Raw genomic sequence first — 18,553 nt, forward strand, 5'->3', positions numbered from 1 at the left:
GACGGGCGCAGCGAAGCACCGCGTCCGTCCGGCTGGACCTTGCACCGAGAGTTCGGCATAACGCGGCCATGGAACAGCAAAAGCCACCTTTGCATCTTTATCTGGCCGCGCCGCGTGGTTTTTGCGCGGGCGTGGATCGCGCCATCAAGATCGTCGAACTCGCGCTGGAAAAATGGGGTGCGCCGGTCTTTGTGCGGCACGAAATCGTGCACAACAAATTCGTGGTGGATTCGCTGCGTGACAAGGGCGCGGTCTTTGTCGAGGAACTGGACGAGGTGCCGGACGACCGCCCGGTGATCTTTTCGGCCCATGGTGTGCCGAAATCGGTTCCGGCCGAGGCGCGGCGGCGCGAAATGGTTTTTGTCGATGCGACCTGTCCGCTGGTGTCAAAGGTGCATGTCGAAGCCGAGCGGCATCACGGCGACGGGTTGCAGATGGTCATGATCGGCCACGCCGGCCACCCCGAGGTGCTGGGCACGATGGGGCAATTGCCCGAGGGCGAGGTCATTCTGGTCGAAACCGTCGATGACGTGGCGCGGATCAGCCCGCGCGATCCCGCCCGGCTGGCCTTCATCACCCAGACCACATTGTCGGTCGACGACACCGCCGCCATCGTCGCCGCGCTTCAGGCGCGGTTCCCCGCGATCGTGGGACCGGCGAAGGAAGACATCTGCTATGCCACCACCAACCGTCAGGCGGCGGTCAAGGCGGTGGCGCCGCTGATCGACGCGCTGTTGGTGATCGGGGCGCCGAATTCGTCGAATTCGCGCCGTCTGGTCGAGGTGGGCCGCGCCGCCGGTTGCGCCTATTCGCAACTGGTGATGCGGGCCGATCAGATCGACTGGCGGGCGATGGCGGGCATCCGCGCCGTCGGCGTCACCGCCGGGGCGAGCGCGCCCGAGGTGCTGATCAACGAGGTCATCGACGCTTTCCGCGCCCGTTTTGAGGTGACCGTGGAGGTGGTCGAGACGGCGCAGGAGAACGTGGAATTCAAAGTGCCGCGTGTCCTGCGCGAACCCGCCTGACCGGGGGCGCTTCGCCCCCCGGACCCCCCGAGGATATTTTGGCAAGGAAGACGGTCATGAAGCTTTACTCGATGCCCTCGTCGGGAAACTCCTACAAGGTGCGCCTGTTGCTGGCTTTGCTGGGGCGCGCGGTCGAGATCGTCGACGTCGAGGATAATTCGGCCGAAATTCAGCGCGCCAAATCGGACGGCATGCTGCCCTTTGGCAAGGCGCCGGTGCTGATGCTGGACGATGGCCGGCTGTTGCCCGAATCGAACGCGATTCTGGGGTTTTTGGGCGAAGGCACGGCTTTCGTGCCCGCCGATCCGTTCGCGCGCGCGACGATGAACGGCTGGATGTTCTGGGAGCAGAACCAGCATGAGGGCACGGTCGCGGTCCGGGCGGCGCTGCTGAATTATGCGCATCGGCGGCATCTGGCGACGCCCGAGCGTCTGGCCGATCTGCTGGAGCGTGGTCACGCCAATCTGCAGATCATGGAAACGCGGTTGCAGGCGCATGACTGGCTGGCGGCGGATGCGGTCAGCCTGGCCGATATCTGCCTTTATGGCTACACCCACAGTGCCGGCAGCCGGGGTGGGTTTGACATGGCGCGTTTTCCGGGGATCAATCGGTGGATCGAACGGATCGCGTCCTTGCCCGGCTACAAGGGATTATCGGAATGAGCGTCGAATATCTGCTGACCGCCTTCATCGTCTGCCTCGCACCCGGAATCGGGGTCGTCTATACCTTGTCGGCGACGCTGGGCGGCGGCTTCAGGGCCGGCTTCTGGGCCGCCTTGGGCTGCACCATCGCGACCGTGATCCATATGGTCGTGGCGATGGCGGGTCTGGCGGCGGTCCTGCATACCAGCGCGGTGCTGTTTCAGGCGATCAAATTCGCCGGTGTCGCCTATCTGCTGTGGATGGCATGGGCGGTGCTGAAGGATCGCGGCGGCCTGTCGGTAAAGCCGGCCGCGCCCGAGACGGCCGGGCGGCTGGTGCGGCGCGGGATTCTGCTGAATATCCTGAACCCCAAGCTGCCCCTGTTCTTCATGGCCTTCATCCCGCAATTCATGCCGCCCGGAAGCGGCATGCCGATGCTGATCGAACTGGGCGCCGGCTTTACCGCGATGACCTTTGCGGTATTCCTTGGCTATGTCCTGCTGGCCGCGACCGGCCGCGAGCGTCTGTTGGGCAGTGAGACGGCGATGACATGGATGCGGCGGACCTTCGCGGCCTCTTTCGCGCTGCTGGGCCTCAAGCTGGCGACCGAGCGCGCGTGACCGAGCTGTTCGCATGGACCGATGGCGCATGCAGCGGCAATCCCGGCCCCGGCGGATGGGGGGTGCTGATGCGCGCGATGGACGGCGAATCGGTCCGGAAAGAGCGCGAGCTTTCGGGTGGCGAGGCCGATACGACCAACAACCGGATGGAACTGATGGCCGCGATCTCGGCGCTTGAGGCGCTGCGGCGGCCAAGCCGGATCACCCTGACCACCGACAGCGCCTATGTGAAGAACGGCATCACCCAATGGATGCAGGGGTGGAAGCGGAACGGCTGGCGCACCTCCGACCGCAAGCCGGTGAAGAACGCCGAACTGTGGCAGCGGCTGGATCAGGCGGCGGCGCAGCACAAGGTGACGTGGAAGTGGATCAAGGGCCATGCCGGCCACCCCGAAAACGAACGCGCCGATGCTCTCGCCCGGCAAGGCATGGCGCCCTACAAGCCCCAGAAGGGTGCCGCGTGAACACCGGGATACTGATCCCGCTTCTGGATTACGCCAGCGTTCTGGTCTTTGCCCTGACCGGGGCGCTGGTCGCCAGCCGCAGCCAGCTTGATCTGGTCGGCTTCATCTTTTTCGCGACCCTGACCGGGATCGGCGGCGGCACGCTGCGCGATCTGCTGTTGGGGGGGCCGGTGCTGTGGCTGGCCCGTCCGGGGCTGATCCTGATGGCGGCGGCGGCGGCGGTGTTGGTGTTTTTCACCGCGCATCTGCTGGAAAGCCGCTATCGCGCGTTGTTGTGGCTTGACGCCTGTGCGCTTGCGGTGGCGGTGCCGGCGGGGGTGGGCGTCGCGATCGACGCCGGCGTCAGCCCGGTGATCGTGGTCGCGATGGGCATCATCACCGCGACCTTTGGCGGCCTGATGCGCGATGTCGTCGCAAACGAGGTGCCCTTGGTCCTGAAACAGGGCGAGCTGTATCTGACCGCCGCATTCGGCGGCGCCTTGGCCGCGGTCCTGCTGAGCCACGCAGCGATGCCGCGCTCCGTGGCGCTGATCGCCTGCGGTGTCGTGACCTTCATCCTGCGCGCCGGCAGCCTGACCTGGGGGTGGCGGCTGCCGGTCTATCGTTCGCGCCCGCCGCGCGTCTGATCAGCGGCCCATTTCGGTCAGGGCCGCATCACAGCGCGCGCAGGTATTGGGATGCGCATGCGTTCCCACATCGGGAAGCACCTTCCAGCACCGTTCGCATTTCTCGCCCTCGGCCAGTTCAAACACCACGCCGACGCCCGGAATGTCGGGCAGGCGGAACGCCTCGGCAGGGATCGGATCGCCGGTCACCACGATATCCGAGGTGATGCAGAGATCGGCGAAATCGACCTGTTTCAGCGCCTCGAGCACCTGCGCGTCCTCGACATGGACGACGGGCGCCGCCTCGAGACTCGCACCGATGACCTTGGCGGTGCGCTGAACCTCCAGCGCCGCGGTGACCACACGGCGCACACGGCGCAGCCGATCCCATTCATCGGCAAGGGGTTCGTTCAGCCAGTCGGCGGGTGTCGCCGGGAAGTCGTGCAGATGCACGCTGTCGTCATCGGACGGAAAGCGTGACAGCCAGACATCCTCCATGGTGAAGGGCAGCATCGGGGCGAGCCATGTGACCAGCCGGTGGAACAGCAGGTCCAGCACCGTCCGCGAGGAACGGCGGCGGATGCTGTCCGGCGCGTCGCAGTAAAGCGCGTCCTTGCGGATGTCGAAATAGAAGGCCGACAGATCGACCGTGGCGAACTGGAACAGCGCCTGAAACACGCCCTGAAAATCATAGGCGTCATAGCCCTGGCGGACCCGGTGATCCAGTTGCGCAAGCCGGTGCAGCACCCATTGCTCCAACTCGGGCATGTCTTCGGGGGCGACGCGTTCGGCCTCGGTGAAGCCATCGAGGTTGCCCAGCATGAAGCGCAGCGTGTTGCGCAGCCGGCGATAGCTGTCGGCGGTGCCCTTCAGGATTTCCGGCCCGATGCGCTGATCGGCGGTGTAATCCACCTGCGCCACCCAGAGCCGCAGGATATCGGCGCCGTATTGCTTGATGACCTCGGCCGGCACGATGGTGTTGCCCAGCGATTTGGACATTTTCATGCCCTTCTCGTCCAGCGTGAAGCCATGGGTCAGCACGCCGCGATAGGGCGCGCGCCCCATCGTGGCCGACGCCTGCAGCAGCGAGGAATGGAACCAGCCGCGATGCTGGTCGGTGCCTTCCAGATACAGGTCGGCGATTCCGTCGGGCGAGCCATCGGCGCGGTCGCGGATCACGAAAGCATGGGTCGAGCCTGAATCGAACCAGACATCCAGCACGTCCATGATCTGGTCGTAATCGTCCGGGTTCAGGTCATTGCCAAGAACCTGTTCCTTGAAACCCTCGCGATACCAGACATCGGCGCCTTCGGCCTCGAAAGCCTCGACGATGCGCTTGTTGATGCGGGGGTCACGCAGCAGGAAATCCGGATCGGTGGGTTTCGCGCCCCTTTTGACGAAAGTGGTCAGCGGCACGCCCCAGGCGCGCTGGCGCGACAGCACCCAGTCGGGCCGGTTCTCGACCATCGAGAAGATGCGGTTGCGCCCGGTCTGCGGCGTCCATTTCACAAGCTGGTCGATCGAGGTCAGCGCGCGCTGCCGGATCGTGCGGCCATATTCGCCCATGCCGTCGTCCAGATCCTTGTCGATGGCGGCGAACCATTGCGGCGTGTTGCGATAGATCAGCGGCGCCTTGGAACGCCAACTATGCGGATAGCTGTGCTTGATCTTGCCCTTGGCCAGCAGCGCGCCCGCATAGGCCAGTTGCTTGATATTCTCGACATTGGCCGCGCCGTCCTTGCCATCCGGCTGGATGATGAACTGACCGCCGAAAAGCGGCAGATCCTTGCGATAACTGCCGTCGGGTTCGACGTTATAGGTCATCGGCAGACCGTGTTTCAGGCCAAGCTGATAGTCGTCGTCGCCGTGGCTGGGCGCATTGTGGACGAAGCCGGTCCCGGCGTCGTCGGTGACGAAATCGGCCGCCAGCAGCGGAACGTCATAGTTCCATTCGCCTTCGCCGCCCTCGATCCCGCGATAGGGGTGGGCCAGAACAAGGCCCTGCAACTCCGAAGCGGGCACGTCGCGCAGACGCTTGTGGCTTTCGACCCGGGCCGATTGCATGACGCTTTCCGCAAGGACGTCGGCCAGCACGAGTTTCTCGCCCGGCTTCGCGGTCGAATTCTCGGCAACCTCGCCGACCTCATAGAGACCATAGGAGATATCCGGGTTGAACGACACCGCGCGGTTCTGCGGGATCGTCCAGGGCGTCGTGGTCCAGATGACGACCGATGCGCCGTCCAGCGCGTCGCCGACGGGCTTAAACCGCACCCAGATCGTATGGCTGGTATGGTCGTGATATTCGACCTCGGCCTCGGCTAAGGCGGTCTTTTCGACCGGCGACCACATCACCGGTTTCGACCCCTGATAAAGCGAACCGTCCATCAAAAGCTTCATGAACTCCTCGGCGATGACCGCCTCGGCGTGGAAGGCCATCGTCAAATAGGGGTCGTCCCATTTGCCGGTGACGCCCAGACGCTTGAATTCCTCGCGCTGGATATCGACCCACCCCTCGGCGAAGCGGCGGCATTCCTGCCGGAACTCGATCGTGTCGACGGCGTCCTTGTCGAGGCCCTTCTGGCGATACTGTTCCTCGATCTTCCATTCGATCGGCAGGCCGTGGCAGTCCCAGCCGGGCACATAGCGCGCATCGCGGCCCATCATCTGCTGGGACCGGGTGATGAAATCCTTCAGCACCTTGTTCAGCGCGTGGCCGATATGCAGATGACCGTTCGCATAGGGGGGGCCGTCATGCAGGATGAAGGGGCGGCGGCCTTGCGCCTTTTCGCGCAGGCGGTCATAGACCCCGATCCGTTCCCAGCGGTCCAGCCATTCGGGTTCGCGCGCAGGCAGGCCGGCGCGCATGGGGAATGCGGTCTCGGGCAGAAAGACGGTGTCGCGGTAGTCGGTGCCGGTGTCGGTTCCGGTGTTTGTGCCGGTCTTGGTGGCGGTCGTATCGCTCATAGGGCGGGAATCCTTCGATGGCAGGGGCAGGCATGCGCAACCCGGCGGCGAGGGGTCCCTACGCCGCCGGGCGGGTAATTCGATGAATCCGGCCCATGCTGAACATGGGGCGGGTTATAGGAAACCGCCATGGCCCCTGCAAGCGCGCTTGCGCTTGGGCGAAGGGTGCGGCAGCAAGCCCGGTGATGAGATACAAGATTGCCATCGTGGGCGCCGGTATCGGCGGACTTGCAAGCGCGGCGCTGCTGGCGGGCGACGGCCATGACGTGACCCTGTTCGAGCGGTTCGAACAGGCCCGTCCCGTCGGCTCGGGCCTTGTGATCCAGCCGGTCGGCTTGGCTGTTCTGGATCTGATCGGTGCGGGCGGGGTCGTGCGGGCGCTTTCCAGCCCGATCGCCCGGATGTCGGGGCATGAGGCCGCAAGCGGGCGCCCCGTGCTAAACGTGTCCTATCCGCAGGATGCGCCCGGTCGCGGCATCCATCGCGCCGCATTGTTCGGCGTGCTGTGGGATCAGGTCGCGACCCGTGGGGTGCCGGTGGTGACCTCGGCCCGGGTCGCATCGGCGCCGCAAGCCGGCGGTTCACGCCGGCTGTTGCTGACGGACGGGCGCGATTTCGGCCCGTTCGATCTGGTCGTTGATGCCAGCGGGGCGGGATCGGCGCTGTCGCCGCTGCGGGCGCGGGCGCTTGGTTATGGCGCGATCTGGGGCACCGTGCCATGGCCAATAACCGATTTCCCAAGGACCGAGCTGCGCCAGCGTTACCGTGCCGCCCGTCACATGGCCGGGGTTCTGCCGATTGGCCGTTTGCCGGGTGATCCCCAACCGCGTGCCGCGATTTTCTGGTCGATGCCACTGGCAGGGCTGGATGCGTGGGGAACCACCCCGCTTGAGGCATGGCGCGACACTGTTACCGGGCTTTGGCCGCAGATGGCGCCGTTTCTGACCTCGATTCGGCGGAATGATCAGATGGTGACGGCGCGCTATAGCCACGGCACGCTGCGTCGGCCCTGGTCGCCGGGGCTGGTCCATATCGGGGACGCCGCGCATCGCGCCAGCCCGCAACTTGGGCAGGGGGCGAATATGGCGCTGCTGGATGCGCTGGCGCTGGCCCATGCACTGCGCGGCCCGCTTGACGACGCGCTGGCGGATTACGCCGCCATGCGTCGCTGGCACGTCCGCGTCTATCAGGGGATGAGCGCGGTTTTCACGCCGATGTATCAATCCGAAAGCCGCAGCCTGCCGGTGCTGCGCGACCGGATCCTAGCGCCCCTGTCGACCATGCCGGTGGTGCGCTCGGTGCTGACCCGCATCGTCGCCGGCACGATGATCCCGCCGCTTGCCGGGGTTCGCGCGCCGTAGCGTGCCGTCGCGGGTCGCTGTCAGCGGTTCCAGTCAGCGATTTCCGGCGCCGCTCAGCGGCATCTCGATTCGCGGCAGCATCCGGCCCGGCCATGTCGTCGAAGGCACCTGACCCGTAGTGACCGCGCCCAGACGGTGATAAAAGGCTTCGGCATAGGGGTCGGCATCCAGCACGAGGACCCGGGCGCCGGAACGCGCCGCCCGATCGACCGCCCAGTCCCACAGCCGGCGACCATGGCCGCACCGCAAACTGGCGGGATCGACGAACAGCCGGACTAGGACCGCCTGCGCCCCGTCAAGCGCAAGCTGCGCAACCGCGGCGGGCCGGCCGTCGCTTTCCGACACCACGACATGATCGCGGGCCAGATCGGCGGTCGTCACCGCAAGCTCGGCCGCGCAGGCCGCCATGAAGGCCGGGCTGTAGCCCCAATGCGCCTTCGAGCGCATGCAGATCGCGGTCAGTTGCTCCAGTTCAGCGGGATGGGCGGGGCGAATGGTCATGCGGTATTCTTGGCGCGCCCCCGGCGAAGTGCAAGCCCCGCCCGGCGCACCCGTGCGGCCCTCCCCATGCGGCCCCCCCATGCGCCTCCCATGCGACCCATTGTCCGGTTGATCCGCGCCGTCGCAGCTTTGAATATGGCGCCATGATTCCGCCGCGCTTTCCCGTCACCCCGGAACAGATCGACCGCGTTGTCGCCGTATTCTATGCGGCGGTGCGCCGGCATGAGGTTTTGGGCCCGGTCTTTGGCAATCACGTCACCGACTGGCCCGCGCATGAGGAAAAAATCGCGCGTTTCTGGAAGAACGCCATCCTCTATGAACGGAATTACGGCGGCAATCCGATGCAGGTGCATCTGGCGGCCGGCGACGTCAGGGCGGCGCATTTCGCGCCGTGGCTGGCGCTGTTCGATGAGACCCTGCGCCGCACCCTGCCGGCGGAAACGGCGGCCGCGTGGTCCACGCTGGCGCATCGGATCGGCGCGGGCCTGCGCATGGGTGTCGAGGACCTGCGCGAGCGGCGCCCCGGGCCGTTCATCCTGCGCTGAAGGCCGATCACGCAGCCGTGGCTTTCGTAAATGCCCGCCATGACGCAGATTATCCGCCATGACGCGCTTTTCTTATCATTTGTGGTCCCGGTCTTTGTTGCCCCAGTCTTTGTGGTCCCTACCTTCGCGGCCCCTGTTCTTGTCGGTGATTGCGCTGGTTCTGGCGCTGGTTGCCGCCGCGCCGGCCCCGGCGCAGAAATACGCGCCCGGCACCGGACCCAACCCGATCATCATCCGCAACAACGCCGGCGGCAATGTCATGGAGATGGTCCGCTATCGCCAGAATCTGGCCCGCAGCGGGCGACCGGTTCAGTTCCGGGGGTATTGCGATTCCGCCTGCACCATTCTGACCACCTTGCCGAATTCCTGTCTGGGTCCGGGGGCGATGATCGGGTTTCACGCGCCGCGCATCCCGCATACCAAGATCATCCCGCCGCTGGTCGACGAGATCATGGGGAATTTTTATCGCAACGGGATCAGGCAAAAGTGGTTTTCGACCTGGCGCCATCAACTGAAGATCCAGCGGATCGACGCCAAGACCTACGCCCGGCTGGACCCCGAAGTACGGCTGTGCAGGCGCTAGCCAAACCGGGGCCGCTGCCGTCCCATAGCGCCGATCTCGGCCGTCCTATCCGGCGAACTGATAGGTCGCCGGGACGAAGCGGAAAGATCCCTCGCCGTTCGGTGCGATAAAGCCAAGCGCCGGAAAGGGCATGTGATAGCCGATGAAGGGCATCCGGGTCTCGGCCAGTCGGGCAAGAATGTTCAGGCGGGTCGTGGCGCCCATGTCCTTGTCCACATCGAAGCCGACATGCCAGTCGGGCCGCTGGACCGAATAGACATAATGGTTGAACGAATCGCCGGTCAGCAGCAGCCGCTGGCCGTCGCTTTCCAGAAGATAGGTCGTATGACCGGGCGTATGCCCATAGGCGCCGCCGGCGGTGATTCCGGGCACGATTTCCTCGGCATCCCCGATCTGACGGGCGTTCGCGACCAGCGGCGCGACCTTGGCCGTATAGGCATCGCTGGGATTGGCCGCCCAATAATCGTTCTCGGGCTTGGCAAAGATCAGCGTCGCATTCGGAAAATTCGGCGTGTCACCCGCCATCAAGCCGCCGACGTGATCGCCGTGCATATGGGTCAGCACGACATGGGTGACATCGCCCGGCGCATATCCGGCCACGGTCAGCGAGGCGTTCGTGTTCTCGGGGTTCAGCCCGGTGTCGAACAGGATCAGCGCGTCCGGCGTCTTGACCAATATGGGCGTGAAGGAATTTCCGGTGCGGTCGGCCGGGATGAAGTTTTCCTCGCTGAGCTTCTGGAAGGCGGCCGGATCGGCGCCGATACCGTAGGTGTCGATCGGTTTCTCGCGCATCGCCTCGCCGGCGAGCAGGCTGGTCACCTCGAACTGGCCAAGCATGATTTTCTGCGCGCGGCCCGCGAAGGCGGGTGCCTCGGGCTCGGGTGCCGCGGTCTGGGCGCGAAGGGGCAGCGCCACAAGCGCCGGAAAGGCGCCAGCGGTCAGCATTGCGGTTCTGCGTGTCATCTTCAGTCCGGCCATCGTCTCGCTCCACCATATTGTTCAATGCGAACAGCTTAGGCCGGGCGGCCGGGCTTTTCGCATGAAACATGCGTGATCATGGGCGACGGGCGTTGCACCGCCCCCGCATGCGTCGGGTTATTCGCGCAGCCGCCAGCCGGTCTGGAAGATCCAGCGAATGATGACCAGACAGACGGCGATCATCAGCGCGACCGCGAACAGCGACACCCCGACCGGCACGTCGGCAAGATCGAAGAACGACCAGCGAAAGCCCGAGATCAGGTAAAGCACCGGGTTCAGATGCGCGACTTTTTCCCAGAACGGCGGCAGCATGTTGGCCGAATAGAAGGCCCCGCCAAGGAACACCAGCGGCGTGATCACCATCATCGGGACGATCTGCAACTGCTCGAACGACTTTGCCCAAAGCCCCAGAATGAACCCGAGCAGCGAAAACGCCAGCGCCGTCAGGATCAGAAATGCCAGCATCCAGAACGGATGCGCGATGTGGACCCCGACGAAATAGAAACTGGTCAGCAGGATCACCAGCGCGATCATGATAGACTTGGCGGCCGCCGCCCCGACATAGCCAAGGGCCACCTCGACCCAGCCGGTGGGCGAGACGAGGATTTCGTAGATCGTGCCCGAAAACTTGGGGAAATAGATGCCGAAACTGGCGTTCGATACCGATTGCTGCAACACCGTCAGCATCATCAGCCCGGGGACGATGAAGGCACCATAGCTGACGCCCTCGACCGATTGGATGCGGCCGCCGATGGCCGCGCCGAAAACTACGAAATACAGCACCGTCGACAGCACCGGCGAGGCGAGCGACTGCCAGATGGTCCGGAAGAACCGCGTCATCTCGTGATGAAAGATGGCGTAGACGGCGGGCCAGTTCATGCCTTTTCCTCGACCAGATTAAGGAAAATATCCTCGAGCGACGATTGGTGGGTGGCGACATCGCGCACGGTTATGCCCCGCGCCGCCACATCGCCCAGCAGACGCGCAATGCCGGTGCGCTCGGCATGGGCGTCATATTCATAGACCAGGCTGAGGCCATCGCCCGACAATTGCACCTGCTTCGGGTCAAGGCCCTCGGGCAGGGCGTCCAGCTTTTCGTCAAGCTCGATAGTCAGTTGCTTGCGGCCGAACTCGCCCATCAGATCGGTCTTGTCGCGGCACAGCAGCAGCTTGCCACGGTTGATGACGCCGATGCGATCGGCCATCTCCTCGGCTTCCTCGAGGTAATGGGTGGTCAGGATGATGGTCACGCCATCGGCCCGCAACTGGCGCACCACCTGCCACATCTCGCGCCGCAGGGCGACATCGACCCCGGCGGTCGGCTCATCAAGAAACAGGACCTTGGGGCGATGCGCCAGTGCCTTGGCGATCAGCACCCGCCGCTTCATCCCGCCCGACAGTTCGATGGTCTTCGCGTCGCGCTTTTCCCAAAGCGACAGGCTGCGCAGAACCTGCTCGATATAGGCCGGGTCGGGCTTTTCGCCATACAGGCCGCGGGTGAAGGCGACGGTGTTGGCGACTTTCTCGAACGGCTCGATGGCGATTTCCTGCGGCACCAGACCGATCAGCTTGCGGGCCTTGCGATAATCCGTGCGGATGTCGAAGCCGCCGACCCGCACCGTGCCCCCGGTCGGCACGACCAGCCCGCAGATGATCGAGATCAGCGTGGTCTTGCCGGCGCCGTTCGGCCCCAGAAGCGCGATGATCTCGCCTTCGCGAATGTCCAGCGATACATCGTCCAGCGCCTTGGTGCCGCTGGCGTAAGCCTTTGACAAATGGTCAATTTCAATGATGTTCGGCACGGTGAAACCCTGAAGGATGGGGCGCGGAAGCGGCGCGGGTTCGTTACAGGGACGGCGCGGCGGCGCGGATCAGCGCCGCCGGTCCCGGCGCGAGCTCATCGGCTGGAACGCGACTGCGACATGGGTCTCGCAATAGGGTTTGCCGGATTGCGAGGGCAGACCGCAGAACCAGAACTTGTCGGTCGCCGGGTCGCCGATCGGCCATTTGCAGGTGCGTTCGGTCAGCTCCATCAGCGAAAGCTTGCGGGCGGATTTCTCGACCTCTCGCATCGAGGCGAGTGCTTCGGGGCTGATCTCGTTCGCCGAAGGCTGCGGCGGCAGCGGCTGTCCCGCCGGAACGATCGGGCGGCGGTTCACAAAGGTCTGCGGCGCGGCATCGCTGCTGTTGTCGGTCTCATCCGCGTCCGCCTTGCTGGCCTCGGCACGTTTCGGCTCGGGCGCAGGTGCAGCGGCGCGTTCCGGGGCTTCGGCCGCGCGGCCGGCGGGGCGTGCGGGCGCCGGGCGCGCCGCCGCCGTGGCGGCCGGGGCGGCGGGTTGCGATGCCGAGGGGGTCGCGGCGGCTGGTGCGGCGGGTGTCGCGGCCGGTGCCGATGCGGGCGTCTGTTCGGCTTCGGCATCGTCATTGCGGTTCGACAAGCCCAGCCGGTGGACCTTGCCGATCACGGCGTTGCGGGTAATTCCGCCCAGTTCTTTCGCGATCTGGCTGGCAGACTGACCCTCGGCCCACATCCGCTTGAGCGTCTCGACACGTTCATCTGTCCAGGACATTTTGGCCTTTCCTGCCGGCGCAGCGGTGGCCAGCGGTCATCTTTCGGATTTCAGGTTCATTCCGGCCTGTTGCGGCTGGATGTGTTGAAATACATGGTGTGGCGATGCAATTCAAGGACAGGATAGGAAGGAATGGCCGATGACCCAGCCCGCGATTGACCGGCTTCGCCCCACGGCCATGGGGGTGCGGCGGTTCAGATCCGTCAACTGGCTGGGCACGCTGACCCTTGCCCGGCGCGAGATTCGCCGCTTCATGGCGGTCTGGCAGCAGACGATCTTCGCGCCGCTGATGACGGCGGGATTGTTTTTGACCGTCTTCGCGCTGGCGCTGGGGCGCGGCCGGACCGAGGTGATGGGCCTGCCCTATCTGGCCTTCATGGCGCCGGGCATTTTGATGATGACGGTGATCCAGAACGCTTTCGCCAACACCTCCAGCAGCATCATCAGCGCCAAGATGCAGGGCAATATCGTTGATACGCTGATGCCGCCCCTGTCGGCGGCCGAGTTGCTGAGCGGTTATCTTGCCGGCGCCGTGGCGCGGTCGCTGATCGTCACGGTGGTGCTGGCGGCGGGGATGATGCTGGTGCTGCATCTGGGCATCGCCCGCCCGCTGTGGGCGCTGGGTTTCGTCGTTCTGGGGGCGCTGATGATGGGCGGGTTGGGCATGCTGGCGGCAATCGTCGCCAACAAGTTCGACCAGATGGCGGCGATCACCAATTTCGTCATAACCCCGCTTTCGTTCCTGTCGGGCACCTTCTATTCGGTCGAGGCATTGCCCGAACCGTTCCGCGCGCTGACCCGCTGGAACCCGATCTTCTATCTGATCGACGGCGCCCGGTTCGGCTTTGCCGGGGTCAGCGATGCCTCGCCGGTTCTGGGGCTGGCGATCTGCACCGTGACCACCGCGCTGATCCTTGCGCTGACCTGGCAGTGGCTGCGCACCGGCTATCGGATCAAGCCATGAGCACGCTTGCCCTGATCACTCTGGTCGTCGACGATTACGACCGCGCCATCACCTGGTTCCGCAAGGCGCTGAATTTTTCGCTGATCCAGGACAGCCCGGCGCGGACCGACGACGGGCGGCCAAAGCGCTGGGTGGTTGTGGCGCCGGCGGCAGGGGGCTGCGCGGTGCTGCTTGCGCAGGCGGATGGGCCGGCACAGGCCGCGCGGATCGGGGACCAGACCGGCGGCAGGGTCGGGTTTTTCCTGCACAGCACCGATTTCGACGGCGATTATGCCCGCATGCGCGGCGCCGGCGTGGTTTTCGAAGAGGCGCCGCGCTGTACCGATTATGGTCAGGTGGTCAAATTTCGCGACCTGTGGGGGAATCGCTGGGACCTGTGGCAGCGAAATTAAGCCTTGCCGCGCCCCCGGTTTTGCCGCATGGAATCGGCCATGATCATATGGAACACCCCTGTCAGCCGTCCTCGACGCCGCTAGGTGCGCGACCCCGCATGTCCGGCGGAAAACGGGCGGAATCCAACCTTGGTCACATCATCTTTCGACGCCATAGGGCCTTAATCAGCGGAGCCTTCCCATGTCCGATTTCCCGCATGTCCTGCCGACATATAACCGTGCCCCCCTTGCCTTTGAACGCGGTGAAGGATCCTGGGCCATCGCGGCGGACGGCACGCGCTATCTGGATCTGGGCGCCGGCATCGCGGTCAATGCGCTGGGGCATGCCAACCTCGAACTGGTCGCGGCGCTGACCGAACAGGCCGGGCGGATCTGGCATGTCTCGAACCTGTATCAGATCCCGCAGCAGGAAAAGCTGGCCAATCTGCTGGTGGATAATACCTTTGCCGACACGGTATTCGTCACCAACTCGGGCACCGAGGCGGCCGAGCTGGCGATCAAGATGGCCCGGAAATACTGGGACCATGCCGGCGATCCGGACCGTTACGAGATCCTGACCTTCGAGGGTGCCTTTCACGGCCGTTCGACCGGGGCAATCGCGGCTTCGGGCTCGGAAAAAATGGTCAAGGGCTTCGGGCCGCTGATGCCGGGTTTCGTGCATCTGCCGTTCGGCGACGTGGAGGCGATGCGCGCCGCGATCAGCGACCGCACCGCCGCCGTGATGATCGAGCCGATTCAGGGCGAGGGCGGGATCCGCGTCCTTCCCGACGCGGATCTGCGCCTGATCCGGCAATTGTGCGACGAAACCGGCGCGCTTCTGATCCTTGACGAGGTGCAAAGCGGCATGGGCCGGACCGGCCGTCTGTTCGCCCATGAACATGCCGGCATCACCCCCGACATCATGATGGTGGCCAAGGGCATCGGCGGAGGTTTCCCGCTGGGCGCCGTTCTTGCCACGGAAAAGGCGGCTTCCGGGATGACCGCCGGCTCGCACGGTTCGACCTATGGCGGCAACCCGCTGGCCTGCGCGGTCGGTGCGCGGGTGATGGAGATCATCGCCACCCCGGCCTTTCTGGCCGAAGTCAGCCGCAAAGCCGGGCTGTTCCGCCAGAAACTCGAGGGGCTTGTCGCCGCCCATCCGCAGGTTTTCGAAAGCGTCCGGGGACAGGGGCTGATGCTGGGCCTGAAATGCAAGGTGGCCCCTGCCGATGTGGTCAAGGCGGGCTACGCCGAGCATATCCTGACGGTCCCGGCGGCCGACAACACCCTGCGGCTGCTGCCGCCGCTGAACATCAGCGACGAGGAGATCACCGAGGCCGTCATCCGGCTGGACCGCGCGGCGAAGCGGGTTGAGGAAGCGTGAAAGCCGGGTGACCCCGGCGCATTCGGGCGGGCGCGAAAGGAAAGCAGATACAAAAAGGCCACCCCCGCCGATCGCCGAGGTGGCCCTTTTTCATTGCCGCGGTCGGTCGGGACGATCAGTCCTTGGCGCGCTCGACGTAGCTGCTGTCCTCGGTGTTCACCACGACGCGGGTGCCGGGGCCGATATGCGGGGGCACCATCACGCGGACGCCGTTCGACGCCACCGCCGGCTTATAGCTCGATGACGCGGTCTGCCCCTTTACCACCGGCTCGGTCTCGACGATCTCGACGGTGACCTTCTGCGGATATTCGATGGCGATGGCCACGCCCTCGAAGGTTTTCAGGAACACCCGCGCGCCCTCGGTCAGCCAGACCTTGCCATCGCCGACGACATCGGCGGACACGGCGAGTTGCTCGTAGGTTTCGGGTTCCATGAAGTGGAAACCTTCGCCGTCCTCGTACAGATAATCATACTCGCGCTCATCCACGGTGGCCTTTTCGACCTGCTCGGTCGTCCGCCACCGCTCGCTGACCTTCACGCCGTCGCTGATACGGCGCATGTCCACCTGCGTGACCGGCGTGCCCTTGCCGGGGTGGAAGTTTTGGGCGGTCAGGACGACATACAGCTTGCCGTCCATATCGACGACATTACCCTTGCGCAGGGACGAGGCGATGACTTTCACGGGATCTTCCTTCGTGTTAACGGGACGCGCCCTGGGCGCGGTTTGCCGGGCAAATAGCCTATTGAAAGCGAATTCGCCAGCCGAAAGCCGAGTGATATGACAATCAAGCCGGATAAGGCGCCGGGCGCGTGGTGGAATTCGGCGCGCCACGCCGACCGCCGCCCGCTGCTGTTGACCCGGAACCGGACCCAGCGCGCGATCCGCGACTGGTTCGAGGAGAACGGCTTTACCGAGACCGATCCCGCATGTCTGGCCGTCAGCCCGGGCAACGAGGCGCATCTGCACGCCTTTGCGACCGACGCGATCGGGACTGACGGGGCGGTTGCCCGGCGCTATCTGCATACCTCGCCCGAATTTGCGATGAAAAAGCTGCTGGCGGCGGGCGAGGAACGGATCTTCGCCTTTGCCCATGTCTGGCGGAACCGGGAATCCGGGGCGCGGCACGCGGCCGAATTCACCATGCTTGAATGGTACCGCGTCGGCGAAGGTTATGAGGTGCTGATGCAGGATTGCGCCGCGCTTCTGGCCATTGCGGCGCGGGTGGCGGGGGCCGCGACGATGCGATCGGGCGATGTCACCTGCGATCCGTTCGCCGCACCCGAAAGGCTGTCGGTCGCGGACGCCTTTGAACGCCATGCCGGTATCGACCTGCTGGCGACGCTGGACCGGGACGGCACGCCTTCGGCCGAACGTCTGCGGGCGGCTATGGCGGCGGCGGGGCTGCGCGCCGCGCCTGACGACACCTGGTCCGACATGCTGTCGCGCATATTGGTCGAAAAGATCGAGCCCCGGCTGGGCCATGGCCGCGCGACCATCCTTGACCGTTATCCGGCTGTCGAGGCGGCGCTGGCCCGCCGCGCGCCCGATGACGACCGCGTGGCCGAACGGTTCGAATTGTATGTCTGCGGGGTCGAACTGGCCAACGGGTTCGGCGAGCTGACCGATGCGGCCGAGCAGCGTCGCAGGTTTCAGGCCGAGATGGACGAAAAGCAGCGTGTCTATGGCGAGCGTTATCCGCTGGATGACGATTTTCTGGATGCGCTGGCCCATGTGCCCCCGGCAAGCGGGATCGCCTTGGGTTTCGAGCGGCTGGTGATGCTGGCCACGGGCGCGCCCCGGATCAGCGACGTGATGTGGACCCCCGCCGCCGCACCGTGACGGTATCCGCACAGCGATCGACGGCCGCCGCTGACCGCAGCAGCCGCTAACCGGGCCCGCCCGCGTTGCGGCCCGCAGATCGCGGCGAACGGATTGGTGGGGGATTGGCGGACGGATTACCGGGCGCCGATTGCCGCCCCTTGACCGCGGACTTCCGGGCGGGTCAAGTGCGACATCAGCATCCGAAGGCCAATATGACGAATTTTCTGGACATCCACACCACTGACAAGGCCGCGCTGCGCGGCATGATCGAGGCGGCGAAGCAGATGAAAACCGCGCGCGCCGGCCAGCCGAAGGGCGCGCCGGATGCCGAACAGCCGCTGGCCAATCGCATGGTCGCGCTGATCTTTGAAAAGCCCTCGACCCGGACGCGAACCAGTTTTGACGTGGGCGTGCGCCAGATGGGCGGTCAGACGATGGTGCTGTCGGGCAGCGAGATGCAGCTTGGCCATGGCGAGACGATCGCCGACACCGCGCGCGTTCTGTCCCGCTATGTCGACATGATCATGATCCGCACATTCGAGGAACTGACGCTGCACGAGATGGCCGAATATGCCTCGGTCCCGGTGATCAACGGGCTGACCAACCGCACCCATCCCTGTCAGGTCATGGCCGATGTGATGACGTTCGAGGAACATCGCGGCTCCATCGCCGGGCGCAAGATCGTCTGGGCCGGCGACGGCAACAACGTCTGCGCCAGCGTCGTGCATGCCGCCGGGCAGTTCGGTTACGACTTTACCTTCACCGGACCGCCGACGCTGGACCCCGAGGCCGAGGCGCTGGATTTCGCCCGCGCGCAAGGCGTCGGCGTCACCATCGAACGCGACCCGATGAAGGCGGTTGAGGGCGCCGATCTGGTCTTTGCCGACACCTGGGTCAGCATGCATGATCCGCAATCGGCGCGCGAGCGGCGTCACAACCAGTTGCGCGGCTATCAGGTGAACGAGGCGTTGATGGCCCGCGCCAAGCCCGATTCGCTGTTCATGCATTGCCTGCCCGCCCATCGCGATGACGAGGTGACAAGCGCGGTCATGGACGGCCCGCATTCAGTGGTCTGGGACGAGGCGGAAAACCGGCTGCATGCGCAGAAGGCAATCATGCGCTGGTGCCTGGGCGTCTGATTTACCGCTTTTACCG

20 protein-coding genes are annotated in these 18,553 nt (G+C 65.1%); 13 read left to right on the forward strand and 7 right to left on the reverse strand.

From position 1 onward, the window contains the following. Positions 1 to 68: 68 nt before the first annotated feature. From ispH to ACFSCT_RS10905, 5 genes are read left to right on the forward strand one after another with little or no spacing between them, the layout of a single operon-like run. Complete coding sequence (gene ispH, locus ACFSCT_RS10885; protein ID WP_379142670.1) at positions 69 to 1,025, forward strand: 4-hydroxy-3-methylbut-2-enyl diphosphate reductase; 957 nt, start codon at positions 69 to 71, stop codon at positions 1,023 to 1,025. Positions 1,026 to 1,081: 56 nt separating this feature from the next. After that, positions 1,082 to 1,687 (forward strand): glutathione S-transferase family protein, encoded by a 606-nt coding sequence (locus ACFSCT_RS10890; protein ID WP_379142671.1) that lies wholly within the window; start codon positions 1,082 to 1,084, stop codon positions 1,685 to 1,687. Then, the gene (locus tag ACFSCT_RS10895) at positions 1,684 to 2,286 is read left to right on the forward strand and encodes a LysE family translocator (RefSeq protein ID WP_379142672.1); all 603 of its coding nucleotides are present in this window, start codon (positions 1,684 to 1,686) and stop codon (positions 2,284 to 2,286) included. Before ACFSCT_RS10890 ends, ACFSCT_RS10895 begins: the two co-directional genes overlap by 4 nt. After that, entirely contained in the window at positions 2,283 to 2,750 is a 468-nt protein-coding gene (gene rnhA / locus ACFSCT_RS10900; RefSeq protein ID WP_379142673.1) for a ribonuclease HI, read from the forward strand. The genes ACFSCT_RS10895 and rnhA overlap by 4 nt, the downstream gene beginning before the upstream one ends. Beyond that, on the forward strand, positions 2,747 to 3,376 hold the full coding sequence (locus ACFSCT_RS10905) for a trimeric intracellular cation channel family protein (protein WP_379142674.1): 630 nt from the start codon (positions 2,747 to 2,749) through the stop codon (positions 3,374 to 3,376). Before rnhA ends, ACFSCT_RS10905 begins: the two co-directional genes overlap by 4 nt. On the opposite strand, the gene ileS is transcribed toward ACFSCT_RS10905, so the two are convergent. After that, positions 3,377 to 6,319 carry an isoleucine--tRNA ligase gene (ileS, locus tag ACFSCT_RS10910; protein ID WP_379142675.1) on the reverse strand — a complete coding sequence of 981 codons (2,943 nt, stop codon included), beginning with the start codon at positions 6,317 to 6,319 and terminating at the stop codon, positions 3,377 to 3,379. It lies immediately after the preceding gene. Positions 6,320 to 6,504: 185 nt separating this feature from the next. Here ileS and ACFSCT_RS10915 point away from each other — a divergent pair, with 185 nt between their 5' ends. Continuing rightward, positions 6,505 to 7,680 carry an FAD-dependent oxidoreductase gene (locus ACFSCT_RS10915; RefSeq protein WP_379142677.1) on the forward strand — a complete coding sequence of 392 codons (1,176 nt, stop codon included), beginning with the start codon at positions 6,505 to 6,507 and terminating at the stop codon, positions 7,678 to 7,680. Positions 7,681 to 7,713: 33 nt separating this feature from the next. Here ACFSCT_RS10915 and ACFSCT_RS10920 read toward each other — a convergent pair whose 3' ends face one another. Further along, complete coding sequence (locus tag ACFSCT_RS10920) at positions 7,714 to 8,181, reverse strand: GNAT family N-acetyltransferase (protein ID WP_379142680.1); 468 nt, start codon at positions 8,179 to 8,181, stop codon at positions 7,714 to 7,716. Between the two features lie 143 nt (positions 8,182 to 8,324). Here ACFSCT_RS10920 and ACFSCT_RS10925 point away from each other — a divergent pair, with 143 nt between their 5' ends. Continuing rightward, complete coding sequence (locus ACFSCT_RS10925; RefSeq protein ID WP_379142682.1) at positions 8,325 to 8,726, forward strand: group III truncated hemoglobin; 402 nt, start codon at positions 8,325 to 8,327, stop codon at positions 8,724 to 8,726. 145 nt (positions 8,727 to 8,871) lie between these two features. Further along, a complete protein-coding gene (locus ACFSCT_RS10930) occupies positions 8,872 to 9,309 on the forward strand; it encodes a hypothetical protein (RefSeq protein WP_379142892.1) in 438 nt (145 codons plus the stop codon). A 45-nt stretch (positions 9,310 to 9,354) separates the two neighbouring features. On the opposite strand, the gene ACFSCT_RS10935 is transcribed toward ACFSCT_RS10930, so the two are convergent. From ACFSCT_RS10935 to ACFSCT_RS10950, 4 genes are all read right to left on the reverse strand, one after another. Next, positions 9,355 to 10,272 carry an MBL fold metallo-hydrolase gene (locus tag ACFSCT_RS10935; protein WP_379142683.1) on the reverse strand — a complete coding sequence of 306 codons (918 nt, stop codon included), beginning with the start codon at positions 10,270 to 10,272 and terminating at the stop codon, positions 9,355 to 9,357. 132 nt (positions 10,273 to 10,404) lie between these two features. After that, on the reverse strand, positions 10,405 to 11,166 hold the full coding sequence (locus tag ACFSCT_RS10940; RefSeq protein WP_379142685.1) for an ABC transporter permease: 762 nt from the start codon (positions 11,164 to 11,166) through the stop codon (positions 10,405 to 10,407). After that, entirely contained in the window at positions 11,163 to 12,089 is a 927-nt protein-coding gene (locus tag ACFSCT_RS10945; RefSeq protein WP_379142686.1) for an ABC transporter ATP-binding protein, read from the reverse strand. The genes ACFSCT_RS10940 and ACFSCT_RS10945 overlap by 4 nt, the downstream gene beginning before the upstream one ends. A gap of 69 nt (positions 12,090 to 12,158) precedes the next feature. Continuing rightward, entirely contained in the window at positions 12,159 to 12,857 is a 699-nt protein-coding gene (locus ACFSCT_RS10950; RefSeq protein ID WP_379142688.1) for a GcrA family cell cycle regulator, read from the reverse strand. Positions 12,858 to 12,996: 139 nt separating this feature from the next. Between ACFSCT_RS10950 and ACFSCT_RS10955 the strand changes: the two genes are divergently transcribed. From ACFSCT_RS10955 to ACFSCT_RS10965, 3 genes are all read left to right on the forward strand, one after another. Continuing rightward, positions 12,997 to 13,821 (forward strand): ABC transporter permease, encoded by an 825-nt coding sequence (locus tag ACFSCT_RS10955; RefSeq protein WP_379142691.1) that lies wholly within the window; start codon positions 12,997 to 12,999, stop codon positions 13,819 to 13,821. Next, positions 13,818 to 14,213 carry a VOC family protein gene (locus tag ACFSCT_RS10960; RefSeq protein ID WP_379142693.1) on the forward strand — a complete coding sequence of 132 codons (396 nt, stop codon included), beginning with the start codon at positions 13,818 to 13,820 and terminating at the stop codon, positions 14,211 to 14,213. The genes ACFSCT_RS10955 and ACFSCT_RS10960 overlap by 4 nt, the downstream gene beginning before the upstream one ends. Positions 14,214 to 14,394: 181 nt before the next feature. Next, on the forward strand, positions 14,395 to 15,576 hold the full coding sequence (locus ACFSCT_RS10965) for an aspartate aminotransferase family protein (protein WP_379142694.1): 1,182 nt from the start codon (positions 14,395 to 14,397) through the stop codon (positions 15,574 to 15,576). Positions 15,577 to 15,691: 115 nt separating this feature from the next. Here ACFSCT_RS10965 and efp read toward each other — a convergent pair whose 3' ends face one another. Beyond that, complete coding sequence (efp, locus tag ACFSCT_RS10970) at positions 15,692 to 16,258, reverse strand: elongation factor P (RefSeq protein ID WP_379142697.1); 567 nt, start codon at positions 16,256 to 16,258, stop codon at positions 15,692 to 15,694. A gap of 96 nt (positions 16,259 to 16,354) precedes the next feature. Between efp and epmA the strand changes: the two genes are divergently transcribed. Beyond that, a complete protein-coding gene (epmA, locus tag ACFSCT_RS10975) occupies positions 16,355 to 17,416 on the forward strand; it encodes an EF-P lysine aminoacylase EpmA (protein ID WP_379142700.1) in 1,062 nt (353 codons plus the stop codon). A gap of 194 nt (positions 17,417 to 17,610) precedes the next feature. Further along, the gene (gene argF, locus ACFSCT_RS10980) at positions 17,611 to 18,537 is read left to right on the forward strand and encodes an ornithine carbamoyltransferase (RefSeq protein WP_379142701.1); all 927 of its coding nucleotides are present in this window, start codon (positions 17,611 to 17,613) and stop codon (positions 18,535 to 18,537) included. Positions 18,538 to 18,553: the final 16 nt, after the last annotated feature.

It is taken from the genome of Paracoccus pacificus (genome assembly GCF_042680785.1).
Classification (GTDB): Bacteria; Pseudomonadota; Alphaproteobacteria; order Rhodobacterales; family Rhodobacteraceae; genus Paracoccus; species Paracoccus pacificus.